14 protein-coding genes are annotated in these 16,810 nt (G+C 68.0%); 5 read left to right on the forward strand and 9 right to left on the reverse strand.

The window, feature by feature from the left end; genetic code table 11:
* Window positions 1-22: 22 nt before the first annotated feature.
* From pgl to tkt, 6 genes are all read right to left on the reverse strand, one after another.
* The gene (pgl, locus tag AC50YC_RS03850) at window positions 23-829 is read right to left on the reverse strand and encodes a 6-phosphogluconolactonase (RefSeq protein WP_494952279.1); all 807 of its coding nucleotides are present in this window, start codon (window positions 827-829) and stop codon (window positions 23-25) included.
* Window positions 819-1,760 carry a glucose-6-phosphate dehydrogenase assembly protein OpcA gene (locus AC50YC_RS03855; protein ID WP_494952280.1) on the reverse strand — a complete coding sequence of 314 codons (942 nt, stop codon included), beginning with the start codon at window positions 1,758-1,760 and terminating at the stop codon, window positions 819-821. The genes pgl and AC50YC_RS03855 overlap by 11 nt, the downstream gene beginning before the upstream one ends.
* Window positions 1,757-3,331, reverse strand: coding sequence for a glucose-6-phosphate dehydrogenase (gene zwf / locus AC50YC_RS03860; RefSeq protein WP_494952281.1), 1,575 nt, complete (start codon window positions 3,329-3,331; stop codon window positions 1,757-1,759). The genes AC50YC_RS03855 and zwf overlap by 4 nt, the downstream gene beginning before the upstream one ends.
* 15 nt (window positions 3,332-3,346) lie before the next feature.
* Window positions 3,347-4,981 (reverse strand): phosphoglucose isomerase-related protein, encoded by a 1,635-nt coding sequence (locus AC50YC_RS03865; protein ID WP_494952282.1) that lies wholly within the window; start codon window positions 4,979-4,981, stop codon window positions 3,347-3,349.
* A 4-nt stretch (window positions 4,982-4,985) separates the two neighbouring features.
* Window positions 4,986-6,116 (reverse strand): transaldolase, encoded by a 1,131-nt coding sequence (gene tal / locus AC50YC_RS03870; RefSeq protein WP_494952283.1) that lies wholly within the window; start codon window positions 6,114-6,116, stop codon window positions 4,986-4,988.
* Between the two features lie 69 nt (window positions 6,117-6,185).
* Window positions 6,186-8,303, reverse strand: coding sequence for a transketolase (tkt, locus tag AC50YC_RS03875; RefSeq protein ID WP_494952284.1), 2,118 nt, complete (start codon window positions 8,301-8,303; stop codon window positions 6,186-6,188).
* Window positions 8,304-8,818: 515 nt separating this feature from the next.
* On the opposite strand from tkt, the gene AC50YC_RS03880 reads away from it, so the two are divergent.
* Window positions 8,819-9,781 carry a heme o synthase gene (locus tag AC50YC_RS03880; protein ID WP_494952285.1) on the forward strand — a complete coding sequence of 321 codons (963 nt, stop codon included), beginning with the start codon at window positions 8,819-8,821 and terminating at the stop codon, window positions 9,779-9,781.
* A 121-nt stretch (window positions 9,782-9,902) separates the two neighbouring features.
* Here AC50YC_RS03880 and AC50YC_RS03885 read toward each other — a convergent pair whose 3' ends face one another.
* From AC50YC_RS03885 to AC50YC_RS03895, 3 genes are read right to left on the reverse strand one after another with little or no spacing between them, the layout of a single operon-like run.
* A complete protein-coding gene (locus AC50YC_RS03885) occupies window positions 9,903-10,847 on the reverse strand; it encodes a COX15/CtaA family protein (RefSeq protein ID WP_494952286.1) in 945 nt (314 codons plus the stop codon).
* 7 nt (window positions 10,848-10,854) lie between these two features.
* Window positions 10,855-11,664, reverse strand: a complete 810-nt coding sequence (locus AC50YC_RS03890; protein WP_494952287.1) for an ABC transporter permease — start codon at window positions 11,662-11,664, stop codon at window positions 10,855-10,857.
* The gene (locus AC50YC_RS03895) at window positions 11,661-12,629 is read right to left on the reverse strand and encodes an ABC transporter ATP-binding protein (protein ID WP_494952288.1); all 969 of its coding nucleotides are present in this window, start codon (window positions 12,627-12,629) and stop codon (window positions 11,661-11,663) included. The genes AC50YC_RS03890 and AC50YC_RS03895 overlap by 4 nt, the downstream gene beginning before the upstream one ends.
* Before the next feature lie 147 nt (window positions 12,630-12,776).
* Here AC50YC_RS03895 and AC50YC_RS03900 point away from each other — a divergent pair, with 147 nt between their 5' ends.
* The 4 genes from AC50YC_RS03900 to AC50YC_RS03915 are packed head-to-tail and all read left to right on the forward strand — an operon-like array spanning window position 12,777 to window position 16,803.
* On the forward strand, window positions 12,777-13,664 hold the full coding sequence (locus AC50YC_RS03900; protein WP_494952289.1) for a helix-turn-helix transcriptional regulator: 888 nt from the start codon (window positions 12,777-12,779) through the stop codon (window positions 13,662-13,664).
* Window positions 13,664-15,127, forward strand: coding sequence for a Fe-S cluster assembly protein SufB (gene sufB, locus AC50YC_RS03905; protein WP_160665963.1), 1,464 nt, complete (start codon window positions 13,664-13,666; stop codon window positions 15,125-15,127). The genes AC50YC_RS03900 and sufB overlap by 1 nt, the downstream gene beginning before the upstream one ends.
* A complete protein-coding gene (gene sufD / locus AC50YC_RS03910) occupies window positions 15,127-16,413 on the forward strand; it encodes a Fe-S cluster assembly protein SufD (protein ID WP_494952290.1) in 1,287 nt (428 codons plus the stop codon). The genes sufB and sufD overlap by 1 nt, the downstream gene beginning before the upstream one ends.
* 30 nt (window positions 16,414-16,443) lie before the next feature.
* The gene (locus AC50YC_RS03915) at window positions 16,444-16,803 is read left to right on the forward strand and encodes a non-heme iron oxygenase ferredoxin subunit (RefSeq protein ID WP_494952291.1); all 360 of its coding nucleotides are present in this window, start codon (window positions 16,444-16,446) and stop codon (window positions 16,801-16,803) included.
* Window positions 16,804-16,810: the final 7 nt, after the last annotated feature.

The raw sequence follows: 16,810 nt of genomic DNA on the forward strand, positions 1-16,810 counted from the left end.
CCGGAGGAGCAGCCCCGCCGGGCTAGCTCTTACGGACCAGTTGTTGCGGAACCCGGGCGGCCGCGTTTTCGTCGATGAGCCAGATGGTCTCGCTCCGGCCCCGCGGGCCGGCCGCCGGCACCTGTACCGGGTTGGCGCCTGCCAGGGCCAGCCCCACGGCCCCGGCCTTGTCCTCGCCGGCGACGACCATCCAGATTTCCGAGGCCGTGTTGATGGCGGGCAGCGTCAGGGAAACCCGCAGCGGCGGCGGCTTGGGTGAGTTGCGGACCCCCACTACGGTAAGTTCCTTCTCCCGGATGCCCGCCTGTTCCGGGAAGAGCGACGCGACGTGCGCGTCCGGCCCCACCCCGAGGAGAACGATGTCGAACCGGGGGAGCGCTGACGGGTGCTCCGGCCGGTCATCGGACATGTCGGCGGCGTGTTCGGCGGCTGCCGCCTCGCTGAGCTGGCGGGCGTAGTCCGCGGCCGCCTCCTCGGGTGTGTCGAAGTCGCCGGTGGAAGCGGGCACGTGGATCCGCGCCGGATCCGCGTCGATGCGCGAGAGCAGCGCCTCGTGGGCCTGCAGGGCGTTCCGTTCGGGATCGTCGGCTGCTACGAAGCGCTCATCGCCCCACCAGAAATTGACTTTGGACCAGTCGACGGCGGGAGACGCCGGCGACTCGGCCACGGCCTTGAGCGAGCCGATGCCCATCGATCCGCCGGTAAGCACCACCGTCGCCTCGCCGTGTTTGTCCTGGATGTCCACCAGCTTGGTGATCAGGCGGGCCGCGATGGCTGCCATCAGGACGGACGAGTCGGGATGGATGCTTACTCTGGGGTCAGCGCTCACTGGGACGGACACTCCTTAGATTGGTACGTGGCAGTCCAATAGTAATCACTTCGCCGAACACTTCGTCCGGATCGAGGCGGCGCAGTTCCTCGGCCAGGCAGTCCTTCAGGCTGCGGCGCGGCAGCGAGATGCGCTGCACCGGCTGCCCGGGCTGGCTCAGTTCCGCTACGGTGAGGCCCGGCCGGAACAGCTGCACGTCGCCTGCGGTGCGGGTGAGCCGCACCCGCCGGATCCCGGTCCCGGCGGGGTCCGCGACAATCGTGACCGGAGCGTCCAGGGCCAGAGTGAGCCAGGCAGCCAGCAGGATCGTGCTGGGGGAGTCGGAAGCGCCTTCGACGGCGACCGCCGTCACCGGGGAGCCGTCCACCTGGTCCAGGACCGCGGCGAGCTGGATCCGCCAGTTGGTCAGGCGGGTCCAGGCCAGGTCCGTGTCGCCGGCCTTGTAGGTGCGGCGGATGTTCTCCAGGGCGCGCTGCGGATCGTTCTCGTTGGCCGAGTCCGTGATCCGGCGGTGCGCGATCCGGCCGATGGAAGTCTCGCAGGCGTTCTTCGGTGCGCCGTGCGGCCACCAGGCCACGATCGGCGCATCCGGCAGCAGCAGGGCCGCGACGAGTGACTCGCTTTCCTCCGCGAGCTCGCCGTAGCCGCGGAGTAGGATGACCTCGGAGGCTCCGGCGTCGCCGCCCACCCGGATCTGCGCATCAAGCCTGGTCGGGGCCTTGGCGCCGGCGTCGGCGAGGACGATGATCCGGCAGGGGTGCTCCCGGCTGGCCTCGTTGGCCGCCTCGATGGCCTCCTCTTCCAGCCCGGACTTGGTGACGACCACGAGCGTCAGCACCCGGCCCAGGGCAATCACGCCGCCCTGCTCGCGCAACGCCATGATCTTCTTGGAAATTTTGGAGGTGGTGGTGTCGGGAAGATCTACGATCATGGCCTTCTCCAGGTTCGTCCGTCACGGGCAAGGAGCTCGTCGGCGGAGGGAGGTCCCCAGCTTCCGGGGGCGTAGGGTTCGGGCTGGTCGTCCAGGGACGCCCAGTAGTCCTCGAACGGGTCGAGGATCTTCCAGGACAGTTCGACTTCCGCGTGCCGCGGGAACAGCGGCGGCTCGCCGAGCAGCACATCGAGGATCAGACGTTCGTAGGCCTCCGGGCTGGACTCCGTGAAGGAGTGGCCGTAGCCGAAGTCCATGGTGACGTCGCGGACTTCCATCTGCGTGCCCGGGACCTTGGACCCGAAGCGGATGGTGGCACCCTCGTCGGGCTGGACCCGGATCACCACGGCGTTCTGGCCGAAGTCATCCTCGCCGTGGTCGGTGAAGAGCAGGTTCGGGGCGCGCTTGAGCACCACGGCGATCTCGGTCACCCGGCGGCCCAGCCGCTTGCCGGCGCGCAGGTAGAACGGTACGCCGGACCAGCGGCGGGTGTTGATGTCGACCCGGATCGCTGCGAACGTCTCCGTTTTGGAGTCGGCGGGGATGCCGTCCTCCTCGAGGTAACCGACCACCTTTTCGCCGCCCTGCCAGCCGCCGGTGAACTGCCCGCGTGCCGAGTGGGTGGAGAGATCCTCGGGGAGCCGGACGGCGGCGAGGACCTTTTCCTTCTCCGCGCGAAGGTCGTCGGCGTTGAAGGAAATCGGTTCTTCCATCGCCGTCAGCGCCAGGAGCTGCAGCAGGTGGTTCTGGATGACGTCGCGGGCCGCGCCGACGCCGTCGTAATAGCCCGCCCGGCCGCCGGTGCCGATGTCCTCGGCCATGGTGATCTGGACGTGGTCCACATAGTTCGCGTTCCACAACGGCTCGAAGAGCTGGTTGGCGAAGCGCAGCGCCAGGATGTTCTGCACCGTCTCCTTGCCCAGGTAGTGGTCGATCCGGAAGACCGCGTCCTGCGGGAAGACGGACTCGACAATGTCGTTGAGCTGGCGCGCGGACTCGAGGTCGTGGCCGAACGGCTTTTCGATCACGACGCGCCGCCACTTGTCACCCTCGGCCTGGGCCAGCCCGTGCTTGGACAGCTGCCGGCAGACCAGCTCGAAGGCGTTCGGCGGGATGGAGAGGTAGAACGCGTGGTTGCCGCGCGTTCCCCGCTGCTCATCGAGTTCATCGATGGTTTCGGACAGCCGTTTGAAGGCATCGTCGTCGTCGAACTCGCCCTGCACGAAGCGGATGCCTTTGGAGAGCTGCGTCCACACCGTTTCATCGAACGGGGTGCGGGCGTAGGCCTTGACGGCTTCCTTCACCTCGGCGGCGAAGTCCTCGTTTTCCCAGTTCCGCCGCGCGAAGCCCACCAGGGCGAAGCTCGGCGGAAGCAGCCCGCGGTTGGCCAGGTCGTAGACGGCCGGCATGAGCTTCTTGCGTGCAAGGTCCCCCGTGACCCCGAACAGGACCAGCGACGACGGTCCGGCAATACGGTTCAGGCGGCGGTCCCGCGGGTCCCGGAGCGGGTTGCGGACCGACCGTCCCGAACGCGTCGCGGAACCGCGGCCGCCATTGTGTTTGTCTGGCATGGTTGCGTGGGTGCCTTAGCTTTCGGTGGTGGGGACTGCCTGGCCGGCCAGCGTGGAGACAATCTCCTGCAGCTGGCGGACGCCGGCGGCGCGGTCCGTGAGGTGCAGGCGGAGGACCGGGCGGCCGTGTTCGGACAGTACCTGCGCGTCGCCGGCGGCCTGCGCCGAGATCAGCTCACCGAAGGTGAAGGGACGGTCCGGGATGGCCAGGTCGGTGGCGGAGGCGGCCGTCACCTGCAGGAAGACGCCGATCGCGGGTCCGCCCTTGTGGAACTGCCCGGTGGAGTGCAGGAACCGCGGACCCCAGCCGAAGGTCACGGGACGGCCGCTGACGGCTGCCAGCTGGTCCCGGACCCCCTCGAGGGGCGCGTAGGCGAGCCGGTCGAAGTACGCCTGGACACTCAGGTAGCTGTCCGGGCCGAGCTCGCCGAGCAGGGCGCTGACGGCCTCTGCTGCGGTGCTTGCGGCGCCGAGCCAGTCCCCGCCGCGGACCTCTATGGCGCCGTCGGTGAAGGCAGCCGGGGTCGGTTCCGGCTGTGCGTCCAGCAGGCCGCGGGCGGCGACCTTGGCGGCCTCCACGTCGGGCTGGTCATAGGGGTTGATCCCGAGCAGGCGCCCGGCGACTGCGGTGGCGAACTCCCACGTCATCATCTGGGTGGGCAGGCCGCCGGCGATCGCGACTTCGTTCCCGCCGAGTTCGACGTCGGCGTCCGCCGCGACGAGGCGCACCACCAGGACGTCGGGGGCGCCGAGGGTGGCCTCCGGGGAGGACGGTCCGGCGACGACCGGCAGCACGCCGGTGCCGAGCTTGCCGGTGGATTCGGCGATGAGCTGTTCGGCCCAGTCCGCGAAGCCCTTGATCCCGGAGCCGTCCTCGGCGATGACGATCTTGTCGCGCAGCGGGTTGGTGCCGCCCAGCGCCGCCCCGAGGGCGAGCCCGATGTTCTCCTCGCCGTCCTCGTTGAGCACCTCGGCGGCTTCCTCCGCCTCGTCCAGGAAGGCCTGGATGTCAACGCCCGCCAGTCCGCACGGCACCATCCCGAACGCGGTGAGCGCCGAGTAGCGGCCGCCGACGGTCGGGTCTGCGTTGAAGACGGCGCGGTAGCCGGCCTCGCGCGAGGCCTTGTCCAGCGGCGAGCCCGGATCGGTGACGATGATGATCCGGCTCTTCGCGTCGAGTCCGGCCCCGGTGAAGGCGTGCTCAAAGATCCGGCGCTGGGAATCCGTCTCCAGGGTGGAGCCGGACTTGGAGGACACCACAATCGCGGTTTCGGCCAGTCGGTCCGCGAGTGCGGCGGCGACCTGTTCCGGATCGGTGCTGTCCAGCACGGTCAGCTCGACGCCTGCGGTTCCGGCGATGACCTCGGGGGCCAGCGAGGAGCCGCCCATGCCACAGAGGACAATCCGGCTGACGCCCTCGGCGCGCAGGACGTCACGGAGGGCCAGGATGTCCGCTACCAGCGCCTGGGAGACGGTGGCCGCCTCCACCCAGCCGAGCCGGACGGACGCCTCGGCCTCGGCGTCGGGACCCCACAGGGTGGGGTCCTTGGCGAAGATCCGGGTGGCGACTTTGTCTTCCAGCAGGGCGGGCAGGTGCTGTTCGTGGGCCAGGCGGGCGGCGCCCGTGGCGTCGTAGCTGAGAGTGGTCATGGGACTATGCGTCCTTCCGTGCAGCGGCGAGGGCGCCCTCGACGTCGGCGAGGAGTTCCTTCCAGCTGGCCACGAACTTGTCGAGGCCTTCGGACTCGAGCACGGCGACGACCTCGTTGTAGGAAATGCCGAGGGCATCGAGGGCGTTCAGGGTGCCGTTGGCGTCGTCATAGCCGCGGCTGATCGTGTTGCCCGTGACGGTGCCGTGGTCGAACGTGGCGTCGAGGGTCTTTTCCGGCATGGTGTTCACGACGCCGGGAGCGACGAGTTCGGTGACGTAGAGGGTGTCCGGGTAGGCCGGGTCCTTGACGCCGGTGGAGGCCCACAGCGGGCGCTGCGGGCGGGCTCCGGCGTCGGCCAGGACGGCCCAGCGTTCGGTGGAGAAGAGCTCCTCGTAGACCTGGTAGGCGAGGCGGGCGTTCGCCAGGCCGGCCTTGCCCTTGAGGGCGCGGGCCTCGTCGGTGCCGATCGCGTCGAGGCGCTTGTCGATTTCAGAGTCGACGCGGGAGACGAAGAAGGACGCCACCGAGTGGATTTTGGAGAGGTCGTGGCCGTTGTCCCTGGCCTGCTCCAGGCCGGACTGGAAGGCGTTGATGACGGCGCGGTAGCGCTCCAGCGAGAAGATCAGCGTGACGTTGACGCTGATGCCGGCGGCGAGGGTGGCGGTGATGGCTTCCAGGCCCTCGAGGGTCGCCGGGATCTTGATCAGGACGTTGTCCTTGTTGACCTGGGCGTAGAGTTCCTTGGCCTCGGTGATCGTGCCGGCGGTGTCCCAGGCCAGGCGCGGGTCAACCTCGATCGAGACGCGGCCGTCGACGCCCTTGGTGGCCGCGGCGACCGGGGCGAAGAGGTCGCAGGCGTCGGCGACGTCGGACGTGGTGATCGCGAAGACGGTCTCTTCGACGCTGGCGCCGGAGGCGGCCTTGGCAGCGACGATGTCGTCGTAGTCGTGGCCGGTGGTGATGGCCGCGTGGAAGATCGACGGGTTCGTGGTGACACCGACGACGTTCTTCTCTTCGATCAGCTTGCGCAGCGTGCCGGTGGCGAGGCGGCCGCGGGAGAGGTCATCGAGCCAGATGGAGACGCCGGCGTCGGACAGCTGCTGCGTGGGGGTGGTGCTGGGGGTGGTGTTCATGTGTAACTCCTGAAGTCTGGGGCCGCCGCCGTCAGTGGGGCGGCGGCCCGGAAAGCGTGAAGTTGTGGATCAGGCCGGAAGGCCCGCGAGGGATTCCTTGGCTGCGGCGGCAACGGCCTCCGCGGTGATGCCGAATTCCTGGAACAGGCGCTTGTAGTCCGCCGAGGCACCGAAGTGCTCGAGGCTGATGGAACGGCCGGCGTCGCCGACGAATTCCTTCCAGCCCAGGGCGAGCCCGGCTTCGACGGAGACCCGTGCCTTGACTGCATCCGGGAGCACCGCTTCGCGGTAGGCGGCGTCCTGCTTGTTGAACCACTCCACGCACGGCATCGACACCACACGGGTGGGGATGCCTTCGGCCTGGAGCGCTTCACGGGCGTGCACGGCCAGCTGGACTTCCGAGCCGGTGCCGATCAGGATGACCTGCGCCTCGGCGGTCCGGCCGTTGGCGGATGCTTCCGCCAGGACGTAGCCGCCCTTGGCGACGCCGGCGGTGGAACCGAAGGTGTCGCCGTCGGCGTCGGACGTTCCGCGGGCGTAGGTGGGAATGTTCTGGCGGGTCAGCACGATGCCGGCAGGGTTCCCGTGGTTCTCGAGCATCACCTTCCAGGCCGCTGCGACCTCGTTCGCGTCGCCGGGGCGGACGACGTCCAGGCCCGGGATGGCCCGGAGGGAGGCGAGCTGCTCCACCGGCTGGTGGGTCGGTCCGTCTTCGCCGAGGCCGATCGAGTCGTGAGTCCAGACATACAGCGACGGGACGCCCATGAGGGCACCGAGCCGGATCGCCGGGCGCTGGTAGTCGCTGAAGATCAGGAAGGTGCCGGAGAACGCGCGGGTGCGGCCGTGCAGGGCGATGCCGTTGACGATCGACGCGGCGGCGTGCTCGCGGATGCCGAAGTGCAGCACCCTGCCGTAGGGGTTGCCCTTCCAGGCGTCCGTGGAGCGGGAGGACGGGATGAACGACGGCGAACCCTCGATCGTGGTGTTGTTGGACTCGGCGAGGTCGGCCGAGCCGCCCCACAGCTCAGGCATGACCGGGCCGATCGCGTTCAGGACCTTGCCGGACGCGGCGCGGGTCGAAACGTCCTTGCCGGCTTCGAAGACCGGGAGGGCGGAGTCGAGCTCGGCCGGGAGCTTGCGTGCCTCGACGCGTTCGAGCAGTGCAGCGGCGTCGGGGTTGCCGGACTGCCAGGCCTCGAAGGCTGCCTGCCATTCGCTGCGGGCGGCCGCGCCGCGGTCCACGGCCTTGCGGGCGTGGGCCAGGACGTCGTCGTCGACCTGGAAGGTGCGCTCCGGGTCGAAGCCGAGGACGTTCTTCAGGGCGGCGACTTCCTCGGCACCGAGGGCGGAGCCGTGGATCTTGCCGGTGTTCTGCTTCTTCGGGGCCGGGTAGCCGATGATGGTGCGCAGCGAGATGATGGACGGCTTGTCCGTCTCGGCCTTGGCGGCGAGGAGGGCGGCGTGGAGTTCGGCCACGTCCTCCTTGTATTCACCGGTCCGGGTCCAGTCGACGCGCTGGGTGTGCCAGCCGTAGGCTTCGTAGCGCTTCAGGACGTCCTCGGTGAAGGCGATGTCGGTGTCGTCCTCGATCGAGATGTGGTTCTCGTCGTAGATCACCACGAGGTTGCCCAGCTCCTGGTGTCCGGCGAGCGAGGACGCCTCGGACGTGACGCCTTCCTGGAGGTCGCCGTCGGAAGCGATGACCCAGATGGTGTGGTCGAACGGGCTGGTGCCTTCGGCGGCGTCGGCGTCGAACAGTCCGCGCATGCGGCGCTGGGAGTAGGCGAAGCCGACGGCGGAGGCGAGGCCCTGGCCCAGCGGGCCGGTGGTGATCTCCACGCCGGCGGTGTGCTTGTATTCCGGGTGTCCGGGGGTCAGCGAGCCCCAGGTGCGCAGCGCCTCAAGGTCCTTCAGTTCCAGGCCGTAGCCGGAGAGGAAGAGCTGGATGTACAGCGTCAGGGAGGTGTGGCCGGGGGAGAGGACAAAACGGTCGCGTCCCAGCCAGTCCGGGTTCTTCGGGTCGTGCCGCATCAGCTTCTGGAAGAGAAGGTAGGCGGCCGGAGCCAGGCTCATCGCGGTGCCGGGGTGGCCGTTGCCGACCTTCTCCACCGCATCGGCGGCGAGGACACGGATGGTGTCCACGGCGCGCTGGTCCAAGCTGGTCCATGACAGTTCTTGCTCTTCCAAATGTGGCACGAAAACCGGGCCCCTCTCTGTGCTGATGGCGGGTGGTATGGTCAGTCCCGTCGGGGGCACAGCTCGGTGCCCGCTGCGGTACGTACCAGCCGTTCACCATCGAAACGTTGATCTATCATTCAGCCACCTATGCCGGCAGCTGCCTGCGAAACTGCAGGCAAGTGCTTCCGGCAAGAGGAAAGGCCTTTTGGCCGTTCCTGTGCGCGCTGATCTGCAGACAGCTTAGCCCTATTCGACTTGGCGGGTGCGGTATATCTCACCAAATGGACCGGATTTGTCGCTTATATGAATCACCGCCGCCCGCGGCGGCTGTGAGCCCGCGTTAATCTGTTCGAAGCACGGAGTCTGCGGCAGCTTTCCGAAGGCCCGCCGCGCTGTGCCTGCACGGTATGATGGTTCGTGGCTACCAACGGGGGCGAGGACACGCCTGTACGCTGCGCGTGGACCCCTCGGATATGCAACCCGCGTTGCGGAACCAGCCGGACTGAACAGCCAGACAGAACAGAGTGACTGCCACCGTGAGCACAACAGATACGCCGCTGACCGCCTCTCCCATCCGTGGAAGAATCGGCTTCGCCCGCAAAGCCAAGGCCTACCTGGCGCTCACGAAACCCCGCGTCATCGAGCTCCTGCTGGTCAGCACCCTTCCGACCATGATCTACGCCGAGCGCGGCTTCCCGTCGATCGGCCTGATCGTGGCAACCCTGGTGGGCGGGGCCTTCGCCGCCGGCAGCGCCGGCGCGTTCAACTGCTACCTCGACCGCGACATCGACAAGCTTATGCACCGCACCGAGAACCGCCCGCTCGTCACGGGCGAGGTGACCCCGCGCGAGGCACTGGTCTTCTCCTGGCTCCTCGGCGCGGCCGCCATCGCGATCCTCTGGTTCGGCGCCAACCCCCTCGCCGCCTGGCTCGGACTGGGTGCAATCGTCTTCTACGTGGTCATCTACACGATGATCCTCAAGCGCCGCACGGCCCAGAACATCGTCTGGGGCGGGGCGGCCGGCTGCTTCCCGGTGCTTATCGCCTGGGCCGCCGTGACCAACACGGTCGAGTGGCCCGCCGTTGTGCTCTTTATGGTCATCTTCCTGTGGACCCCGCCGCACTACTGGCCGCTGTCCATGCGCTACGGCGAGGACTACCGCAACGCCAACGTGCCGATGCTCGGTGCGATCGCCGGGGCCAAAGTCGTCTCGGTCCAGGTGGTCCTGTACGCATGGGCCATGGTGGCCTGCTCGCTGCTGCTGGTCCCGGTCGGCAACGCCGGCTGGGTCTACACCGTCACCGCGGTCCTCGCCGGCGCCTGGTTCCTCTACGAATCGCACGCCCTGTACAACCGGGCGCAGGCCGGCGACGTGTCCAACAAGGGCGCCATGAAGGTCTTTCACGGCTCGATCAGCTACCTGACCCTGCTGTTCATCGCCCTCGCCGTGGACCCGTTCATCGGCTCCCCGATCATGGGCGGCTAAGCTCAGAGCCCCACCAGGAACGACAGAAGCACCCCGGCCCAAGCGGACCGGGGTGCTTCTGTCTGTGGCCAGGGTGCGGCTGCTTTGCCGGACCCTTTGCCGGGCCCAGGTTTGGCCGGACTTACTTGACCGGGCTGCTGCGGGCCAGGTCGGCGGCGTTGGTGGCCGCGCTCATCAGCAGGGCGGCGCCGAGCATGTGCGCCGCGACCAGGAGCGCCGGGATGCCGTTGTAGTACTGCGTGAAGCCGATGACGGCCTGCAGCACGGTGACGCCCAGGAGCATCACGACGGCGGTGCGGAACGGGCCGGGAATCCGGTCGCGGATGACCAGGTAAAGCGCGACCAGCGCCCCGGCGGTCACCAGGTACGCCGGCACGGCGTGGATGTGCGAGAACAGGTCCCAGTCCAGGTTGTTGCGCGGCGCATCGGCATCGCCCGCGTGCGGGCCTGCGCCCGTGACCACAACGCCCAGGCAGACGGCCAGGGCGGAGAACAGCGCGACGGCGCCCATCAGCGGGCGCGCGACGCCCGGCAGGGCCGCCAGTTCAGCCACCCGGAAGCGCCCCGTCCGCCCGTAGGCACGGTTGACCAGCAGGGTGGCCACCACCACGAGGGCCATCGAGACCAGGAAGTGCAGGCCGACCACCCAGGGGTTCAGCTGGGTAAGCACCGTGATGCCGCCGATGACGGCCTGCGCCGGGATGCTGGCGAGCAGGCCGATGGCCAGCCGGAACAGGTCGCGGCGTTCCTTGCGGAGATTCCACAGGTACACCAGCATGGCGACGGCGACGGCGGCCAGCGCGAACGTCAGGAGGCGGTTACCGAACTCAATGATGCCGTGTATCCCCATTTCCGGGGTGTTCACGAGCGACGAGTCCGTGCAGCGCGGCCAGGTGGGGCAGCCCAGGCCCGACGAGGTGAGGCGGACCGCGCCGCCGGTCACGATCAGGATTGTCTGGCCGATCAGGGACAGCACCGCCAGCCGTTTCACCGTCTCGTTAACGGTGACGGGCAGCCAGGCGATGTTCCGGGAAGCGGTCCGGGGAGGGCGGGAGGCCGTGCTCACAGTTTTCTCAATTCCATTTGAACCAACGGGTAGCTGCGCCGCCGGCGATCGCCGTCCAGAGCAGCAGGACAAGTACCGGCACAGGGCTGACACTGCCGGAAAGGAAAGCTTCCCGCATGGCCTGTCCCAGGGCGCCGGAAGGGAGGAACTGCACAGTTGACTGCAGCAGGGCGGGCAGCCGTTCGGCCGGGATCACGATCCCGCCGAGGGCACCCAGCAGGATCCAGAGCAGGTTGGTGATCGCGAGCGTCGCCTCCGGCCGGACAGTCCCAGCGACCAGCAGGCCCAGCGCGGTAAAGGCCGCCGCGCCGAGCACCAGCAGGACCAGCCCCGGGGCCCAGCCCAGCGGATCCGGCTGCCAGCCCAGCAGCAGGGCTACGGCCGTGACCACCAGCACCTGCAGCGCGAGGACGGCGAGGACCGCGAGGACCTTTCCGGCGATCAACCCGGTACGCCCCAAGGGAGTGGTGGACAGGAAACGCAGGACCCCATAGCGGCGGTCGAAACCGGTGGAGATGCCCTGGCCGGTGAAGGCGGTGGACATGGCACACAGCGCCAGGATCCCGGGCACGGCAACGTTGATCCGGCTCGCACCGAACCCGTCCAGCAGGGGCGTGACGGTCAGGCCCACCATGGCCAGCAGCGGCAGCACGACCGCCAGGATCAGCTGCTCGCCGTTCCGGAGCATGGTGACCGTCTCGTACTTTCCCTGCAGCACGATCCGCCGCAGCAGCGGGGCCGGTGCGCTCCCGAGCGGGCGGGCCGGCGCGGCGCTCCCAGGCGGGGCGCTGCCCAGTGCGGCACTGTCGCGGGTCATCGGATCTCCCTTCCGGAGATGTCAAGGAAGACGTCCTCAAGGCTGCGGGCCTCAAGGCTCAACGAGCGGGGCATGATGCCCCGCGCGGCCCACCACGCCGTGATTGCCGCGAGGTCCGCAGCGGTCAGTGCGCCGGTGGCGGCGTAGCTGCCGGCCCGCGCTTCGGTGACGTTGACGCCGTCGGGCAGCACCCCGGTGAAATCCAGACCCGGGTCGGTCTCGAACAGCAGGGTGCGGATGTGCTGCTCCCCGGCCTCGGGCGGCAGGGGGTGCTGCAGGAGTTGCGCGACCGTCCCCTCGGCGACGTTGCGGCCGGCGTCGATGATGTAGACGTAATCGGCCAGTCGCTGGGCGTCGTCCATGAGGTGGGTGGTCAGGACGATCCCCATCCCGCGGTTCCGGAGTTCGGAGATGAGCTCGAAGACAAGCTGGCGCGACTGCGGGTCCAGGCCGGCGCTCGGCTCGTCCAGGAAAAGCACCTCGGGGTTGCCCACGAGCGCTGCCGCCAGCGCGAGCCGCTGCTTCTGCCCGCCGGACAGCCGCCGCACGGAGGTCCGGCTGAAGGTGTCGATGCCCAGGCGCTCGATGAGCTCCCCGACCGGCCACGGGTCCTGGTACATCCCGGCAATATGCCTGAGCAGGGGAACGGGGCGGGCCGACGGCGGCAGTCCGCCGTCCTGGAGCATCACCCCGACGCGGGCACGCAGTGCGGCCCCCGCGGTGTCCGGGTCCTCACCCAGGAGGCTGATGCTGCCGTGGGTGCGTTTTTGCAGTCCCTGGGCGCATTCGATGGTGGTGGTCTTGCCCGCGCCGTTGGCTCCCAGCAGGGCCGTGACCTGCCCGCGTTCGGCGACGAGGGAAAGGCCGCTGACCACCCGCAGCATTTTGCCGTCGAGGGTGTGCAGTGGACCAACATCCTTGACGAGCCCGCTGATGGTCAGGACGGGGGATTCGGGAGATCGCACCACAGCATTCTACGGGATGTAGTACGTCCGGTTCAGGCCGGCGGCAAGCCCCGGGCCGGGGGGCGTGCTCGGCGGCCGCTCCCGCCGGTACCCGAGGAAAGCCATGCCTTACTGGCCGGGGGGAGTAAATTACGACATGATTGTGTTGTGTATTCCATGAGCTCCTCTACTTCTGTCGCGTCCGCCGGCCATACCCGCCCGCGTGCGGTGCCAGCCGCCGCGTCCGTGGCAGCGGGATCTGAGGCTGCGGCATCCCTGGCGGCCCAGCCCGCGGCCGCCTCGCCGGCTGCCGACGCCGAGGAACGCACCCGGGACCGCGTGCTGAACGCAGTGCTGGAACACGGTCCCATCAGCGCCGCTGAACTCGGCGAGCTGCTCGGCTTCACGCCCGCGGCTGTCCGGCGGCATCTGGACCACCTTTCACGCCACGGCGTGATTGAGGTCAAGCGGGCAACCCGCGCCGGCGCCGGGGCTGGACGCCCCGCCCGCCGTTATGTCCTCAGTTCCCAGGGCCAGTCCACGCTCGGCAACGACTACCTGGACATCGCCACCCTGGCCCTGCAGCGCCTCGGCGAGATGGCCGGACCCGACGCCGTCCGTCAGTTCGCCGTCGAACGCTTCGGCGAGATGGAACGCCGCTACGCGCCGGAAGTCGACGCCGCCGGACCCGACATCACTGCCCGGGCCCAGGCGCTGTCCGAGGCGCTGAGCCGCGACGGGTTCGTGGCCTCCACCACGTCGATCGAGGCCAAGGCACCCCTGCCCGCGGCGCTTTCCAGCGTCCAGCTCTGCCAGGGACACTGCCCCATCCAGCAACTGGCCGCGCAGTTCCCGGTGTTCTGCGACGTCGAGACCGACGTGTTCTCCCGGCTGGTCGGCGTCGACGTCCGCAGGCTCTCCACACTGGCGCGCGGCGGGCACGTCTGCACCACCCACATACCTACAGGCCGTCCGGCGGCCAGGGGGCTTCACAGCCCCGCAACCACCCCGGGCAGCCTGGACGAAGTATCCAACCATCTGCAAGAAAGGCCGTGATGACGGACCAACTATCAGAGAAGAAGGTTGCTGAATCCACTGTGATTTCGGAGATTCTGGAAAAGAATCCCGAGCTCCACGGAATCGGAACCTATGAGTACGGCTGGTCCGACAAGAATGACGTCGGAGCCAACGCCCGCCGCGGCATCAACGAGGACGTCGTCCGCGACATTTCGGCCAAGAAAAGTGAGCCGGAGTGGATGCTGGACCTGCGCCTCAAGGGTCTGAAGTACTTCGACCGCAAGCCGATGCCGACCTGGGGTGCAGACCTCTCCGGCATCGACTTCGACAACATCAAGTACTTCGTGCGGTCCACGGAGAAGCAGGCCAACACCTGGGAAGACCTCCCCGAGGACATCCGGAACACCTACGAGAAGCTGGGCATCCCGGAAGCCGAGCGCAGCCGCCTCGTCTCCGGTGTCGCGGCCCAGTACGAGTCCGAGGTCGTCTACCACCAGATCCGCGAGGACCTGGAACAGCAGGGCGTCATCTTCCTGGACACGGACACCGCGCTGCGCGAGCACCCGGAGATTTTCCAGGAGTACTTCGGCACTATCATCCCGGTGGGCGACAACAAGTTCGCTTCGCTGAACACGGCTGTCTGGTCCGGCGGTTCCTTCGTATACGTCCCCAAGGGCGTCCACGTGGACATCCCACTGCAGGCCTACTTCCGCATCAACACGGAAAACATGGGCCAGTTCGAGCGCACGCTGATCATCGCGGACGAGGACTCCTACGTCCACTACATCGAAGGCTGCACCGCGCCGATCTACACCTCGGACTCGCTGCACTCCGCCGTGGTGGAAATCATAGTGAAGAAGGGCGCCCGCGTCCGCTACACGACCATCCAGAACTGGTCCACCAACGTGTACAACCTGGTCACCAAGCGCGCCATCTGCGAAGAGAACGCCACGATGGAGTGGATCGATGGCAACATCGGCTCCAAGGTCACCATGAAGTACCCGGCCGTCTACCTCGTCGGCGAGGGCGCGAAGGGTGAGACCCTGTCCATCGCGTTCGCGGGCGAAGGCCAGCACCAGGACACCGGCTCCAAGATGGTGCACATCGCGCCGAACACCAAGAGCTCGATCGTCTCCAAGTCCGTGGCCCGCGGCGGCGGCCGCGCCGCCTACCGCGGCCTGGTCCAGGTCCGCGAAGGCGCCAAGCACTCGGCCAACACGGTCCGCTGCGACGCGCTCCTGGTGGACACCATCAGCCGTTCGGACACGTACCCGTACATCGACATCCGCGAGGATGACGTCACGATGGGGCATGAGGCCACGGTCTCGCGGGTCAGCGAAGAGCAGCTGTTCTACCTGATGTCCCGTGGCATGCGCGAAGACGAGGCCATGGCGATGATCGTCCGCGGCTTCATCGAGCCGATTGCCCGTGAGCTGCCGATGGAATACGCCCTCGAGCTGAACCGCCTGATTGAACTGCAGATGGAAGGATCGGTCGGTTAATGACTGACATCACTACTGAAAAGGCCCGCATCGGCGCGCCCTCAGCCCAGCCGTTCATCAACGGCTTCACCGAGGAAGGCGAAAGCCTTTCACCGGTGAACGCCGCGGCATCCAAGTCCCCGCTCGCCGGCGAAGCCGTCAAGCGCCACTCGCACGGCGGCGGCGCCGGTGTTCCGGACAGCTCACGCGCCGGTCGCCTGACTTCCTACAAGCTGGCGGACTTCAAACCGCTGACCGGCATGGAAGAGGACTGGCGCTTCACCCCGCTCAAGCGCCTCCGCGGACTGCACACCGAGGTCCTCAACGGGACCGCACCGTCCGTGAGCGTCACCGCCCCGGACAGTGTCACTGTGGAGACCGTCGGCCGGAACGACCGCCGGATCGGCTCCGCAGCGATTCCCGAGGACCGCGTCTCCGCGAACGCCTGGGAGAACTTCACCGAAGCCACCGTCATCACGGTTCCGGCCGAGGTCCAGGTCGACGGCGAGGTCAGCGTCCTGCTGACCGGCCAGGGCACCGAGGCCGCCTCCCAGCACGTGGTAATTGTCGCGGAGAAGTTCTCCAGGTCCGTTGTGGTCCTGGACCACCAGGGCACCGCCGTTGTCTCGGAAAACATCGAGATCCTCGTTGAGGACGGTGCGCAGCTCACCGTCATCTCGCTCCAGGAATGGAACGACGACGCCGTGCACGCCTCCTCCCAGCAGGCGAAGCTCGGCCGTGACGCCAAGTTCAAGCACATCGTCGTCAGCCTCGGCGGCGACCTCGTGCGCGTCACCCCGTCGGCACGCTTCACCGCCCCGGGCGCCGAAGTGGAACTGTTCGGACTGTACTTCGCCGACGCCGGCCAGCACCTGGAGCAGCGCCTCTTCGTGGACCACGCCGTCGCGAACTGCAAGTCCAACGTCCTGTACAAGGGCGCCCTGCAGGGCCGCAACGCGCACACCGTCTGGGTGGGTGACGTCCTGATCCGCAAGGAGGCAGAAGGCACCGACACCTACGAGGCCAACCGCAACCTGGTCCTCACCGACGGTGCCCGCGCCGACTCCGTGCCGAACCTGGAAATCGAGACCGGCCTGATTGCCGGCGCCGGCCACGCCAGCGCCACCGGACGGTTCGACGACCAGCACCTGTTCTACCTGATGGCCCGGGGCATTCCGGAAAAGGTGGCCCGCCGTCTGGTGGTCCGCGGCTTCCTGAACGAGATCATCCAGCAGATCAAGGTTCCCGCCATCGAGGAGCGCCTCACGGACGCCGTCGAGCGCGAACTCGCGGCAACGGACAACTAGTGCGCAGCACTGGAGAACACGGAACCATCAATGACTGAACAGCCAAGAGGCGAGCTCGTCTGCAACGCCAGTGAGATCCAACTCAAGCAGGCGCTGCGGATCCTGATCGACGACTACCCCGTCGCGATCGTGAAGGACTCGATGGGCGAGATCCACGCCATCGGTGACACCTGCTCGCATGCGGACATCTCCCTCTCCGAAGGTGAGGTGGAAGGCTGCAAGATCGAGTGCTGGGGCCACGGCTCCCAGTTCGATCTGCGCAGCGGCGAGCCGCTCCAGCTGCCGGCTTACGATCCGGTGCCGGTCTTTGCCGTGACCGTCCTGGATGACGAGGTCTATGTGGACTTCACCAATGTCCTGAACGGCGCCGAGGCCCCGAACTTCAGCTAGCTGCCCG

The sequence above is a fragment of the Pseudarthrobacter sp. MDT1-56 genome, from assembly GCF_059383555.1.

Coding starts and splice junctions, on each gene's coding strand:
- AC50YC_RS03855 (WP_494952280.1), bottom strand. CDS start 1,760: ATGATCGTAGATCTTCCCGACACCACCACCTCCAAAATTTCCAAGAAG.
- zwf (WP_494952281.1), bottom strand. CDS start 3,331: ATGCCAGACAAACACAATGGCGGCCGCGGTTCCGCGACGCGTTCGGGA.
- AC50YC_RS03865 (WP_494952282.1), bottom strand. CDS start 4,981: ATGACCACTCTCAGCTACGACGCCACGGGCGCCGCCCGCCTGGCCCAC.
- tal (WP_494952283.1), bottom strand. CDS start 6,116: ATGAACACCACCCCCAGCACCACCCCCACGCAGCAGCTGTCCGACGCC.
- AC50YC_RS03890 (WP_494952287.1), bottom strand. CDS start 11,664: ATGACCCGCGACAGTGCCGCACTGGGCAGCGCCCCGCCTGGGAGCGCC.
- sufB (WP_160665963.1), top strand. CDS start 13,664: ATGACGGACCAACTATCAGAGAAGAAGGTTGCTGAATCCACTGTGATT.
- sufD (WP_494952290.1), top strand. CDS start 15,127: ATGACTGACATCACTACTGAAAAGGCCCGCATCGGCGCGCCCTCAGCC.
- AC50YC_RS03915 (WP_494952291.1), top strand. CDS start 16,444: ATGACTGAACAGCCAAGAGGCGAGCTCGTCTGCAACGCCAGTGAGATC.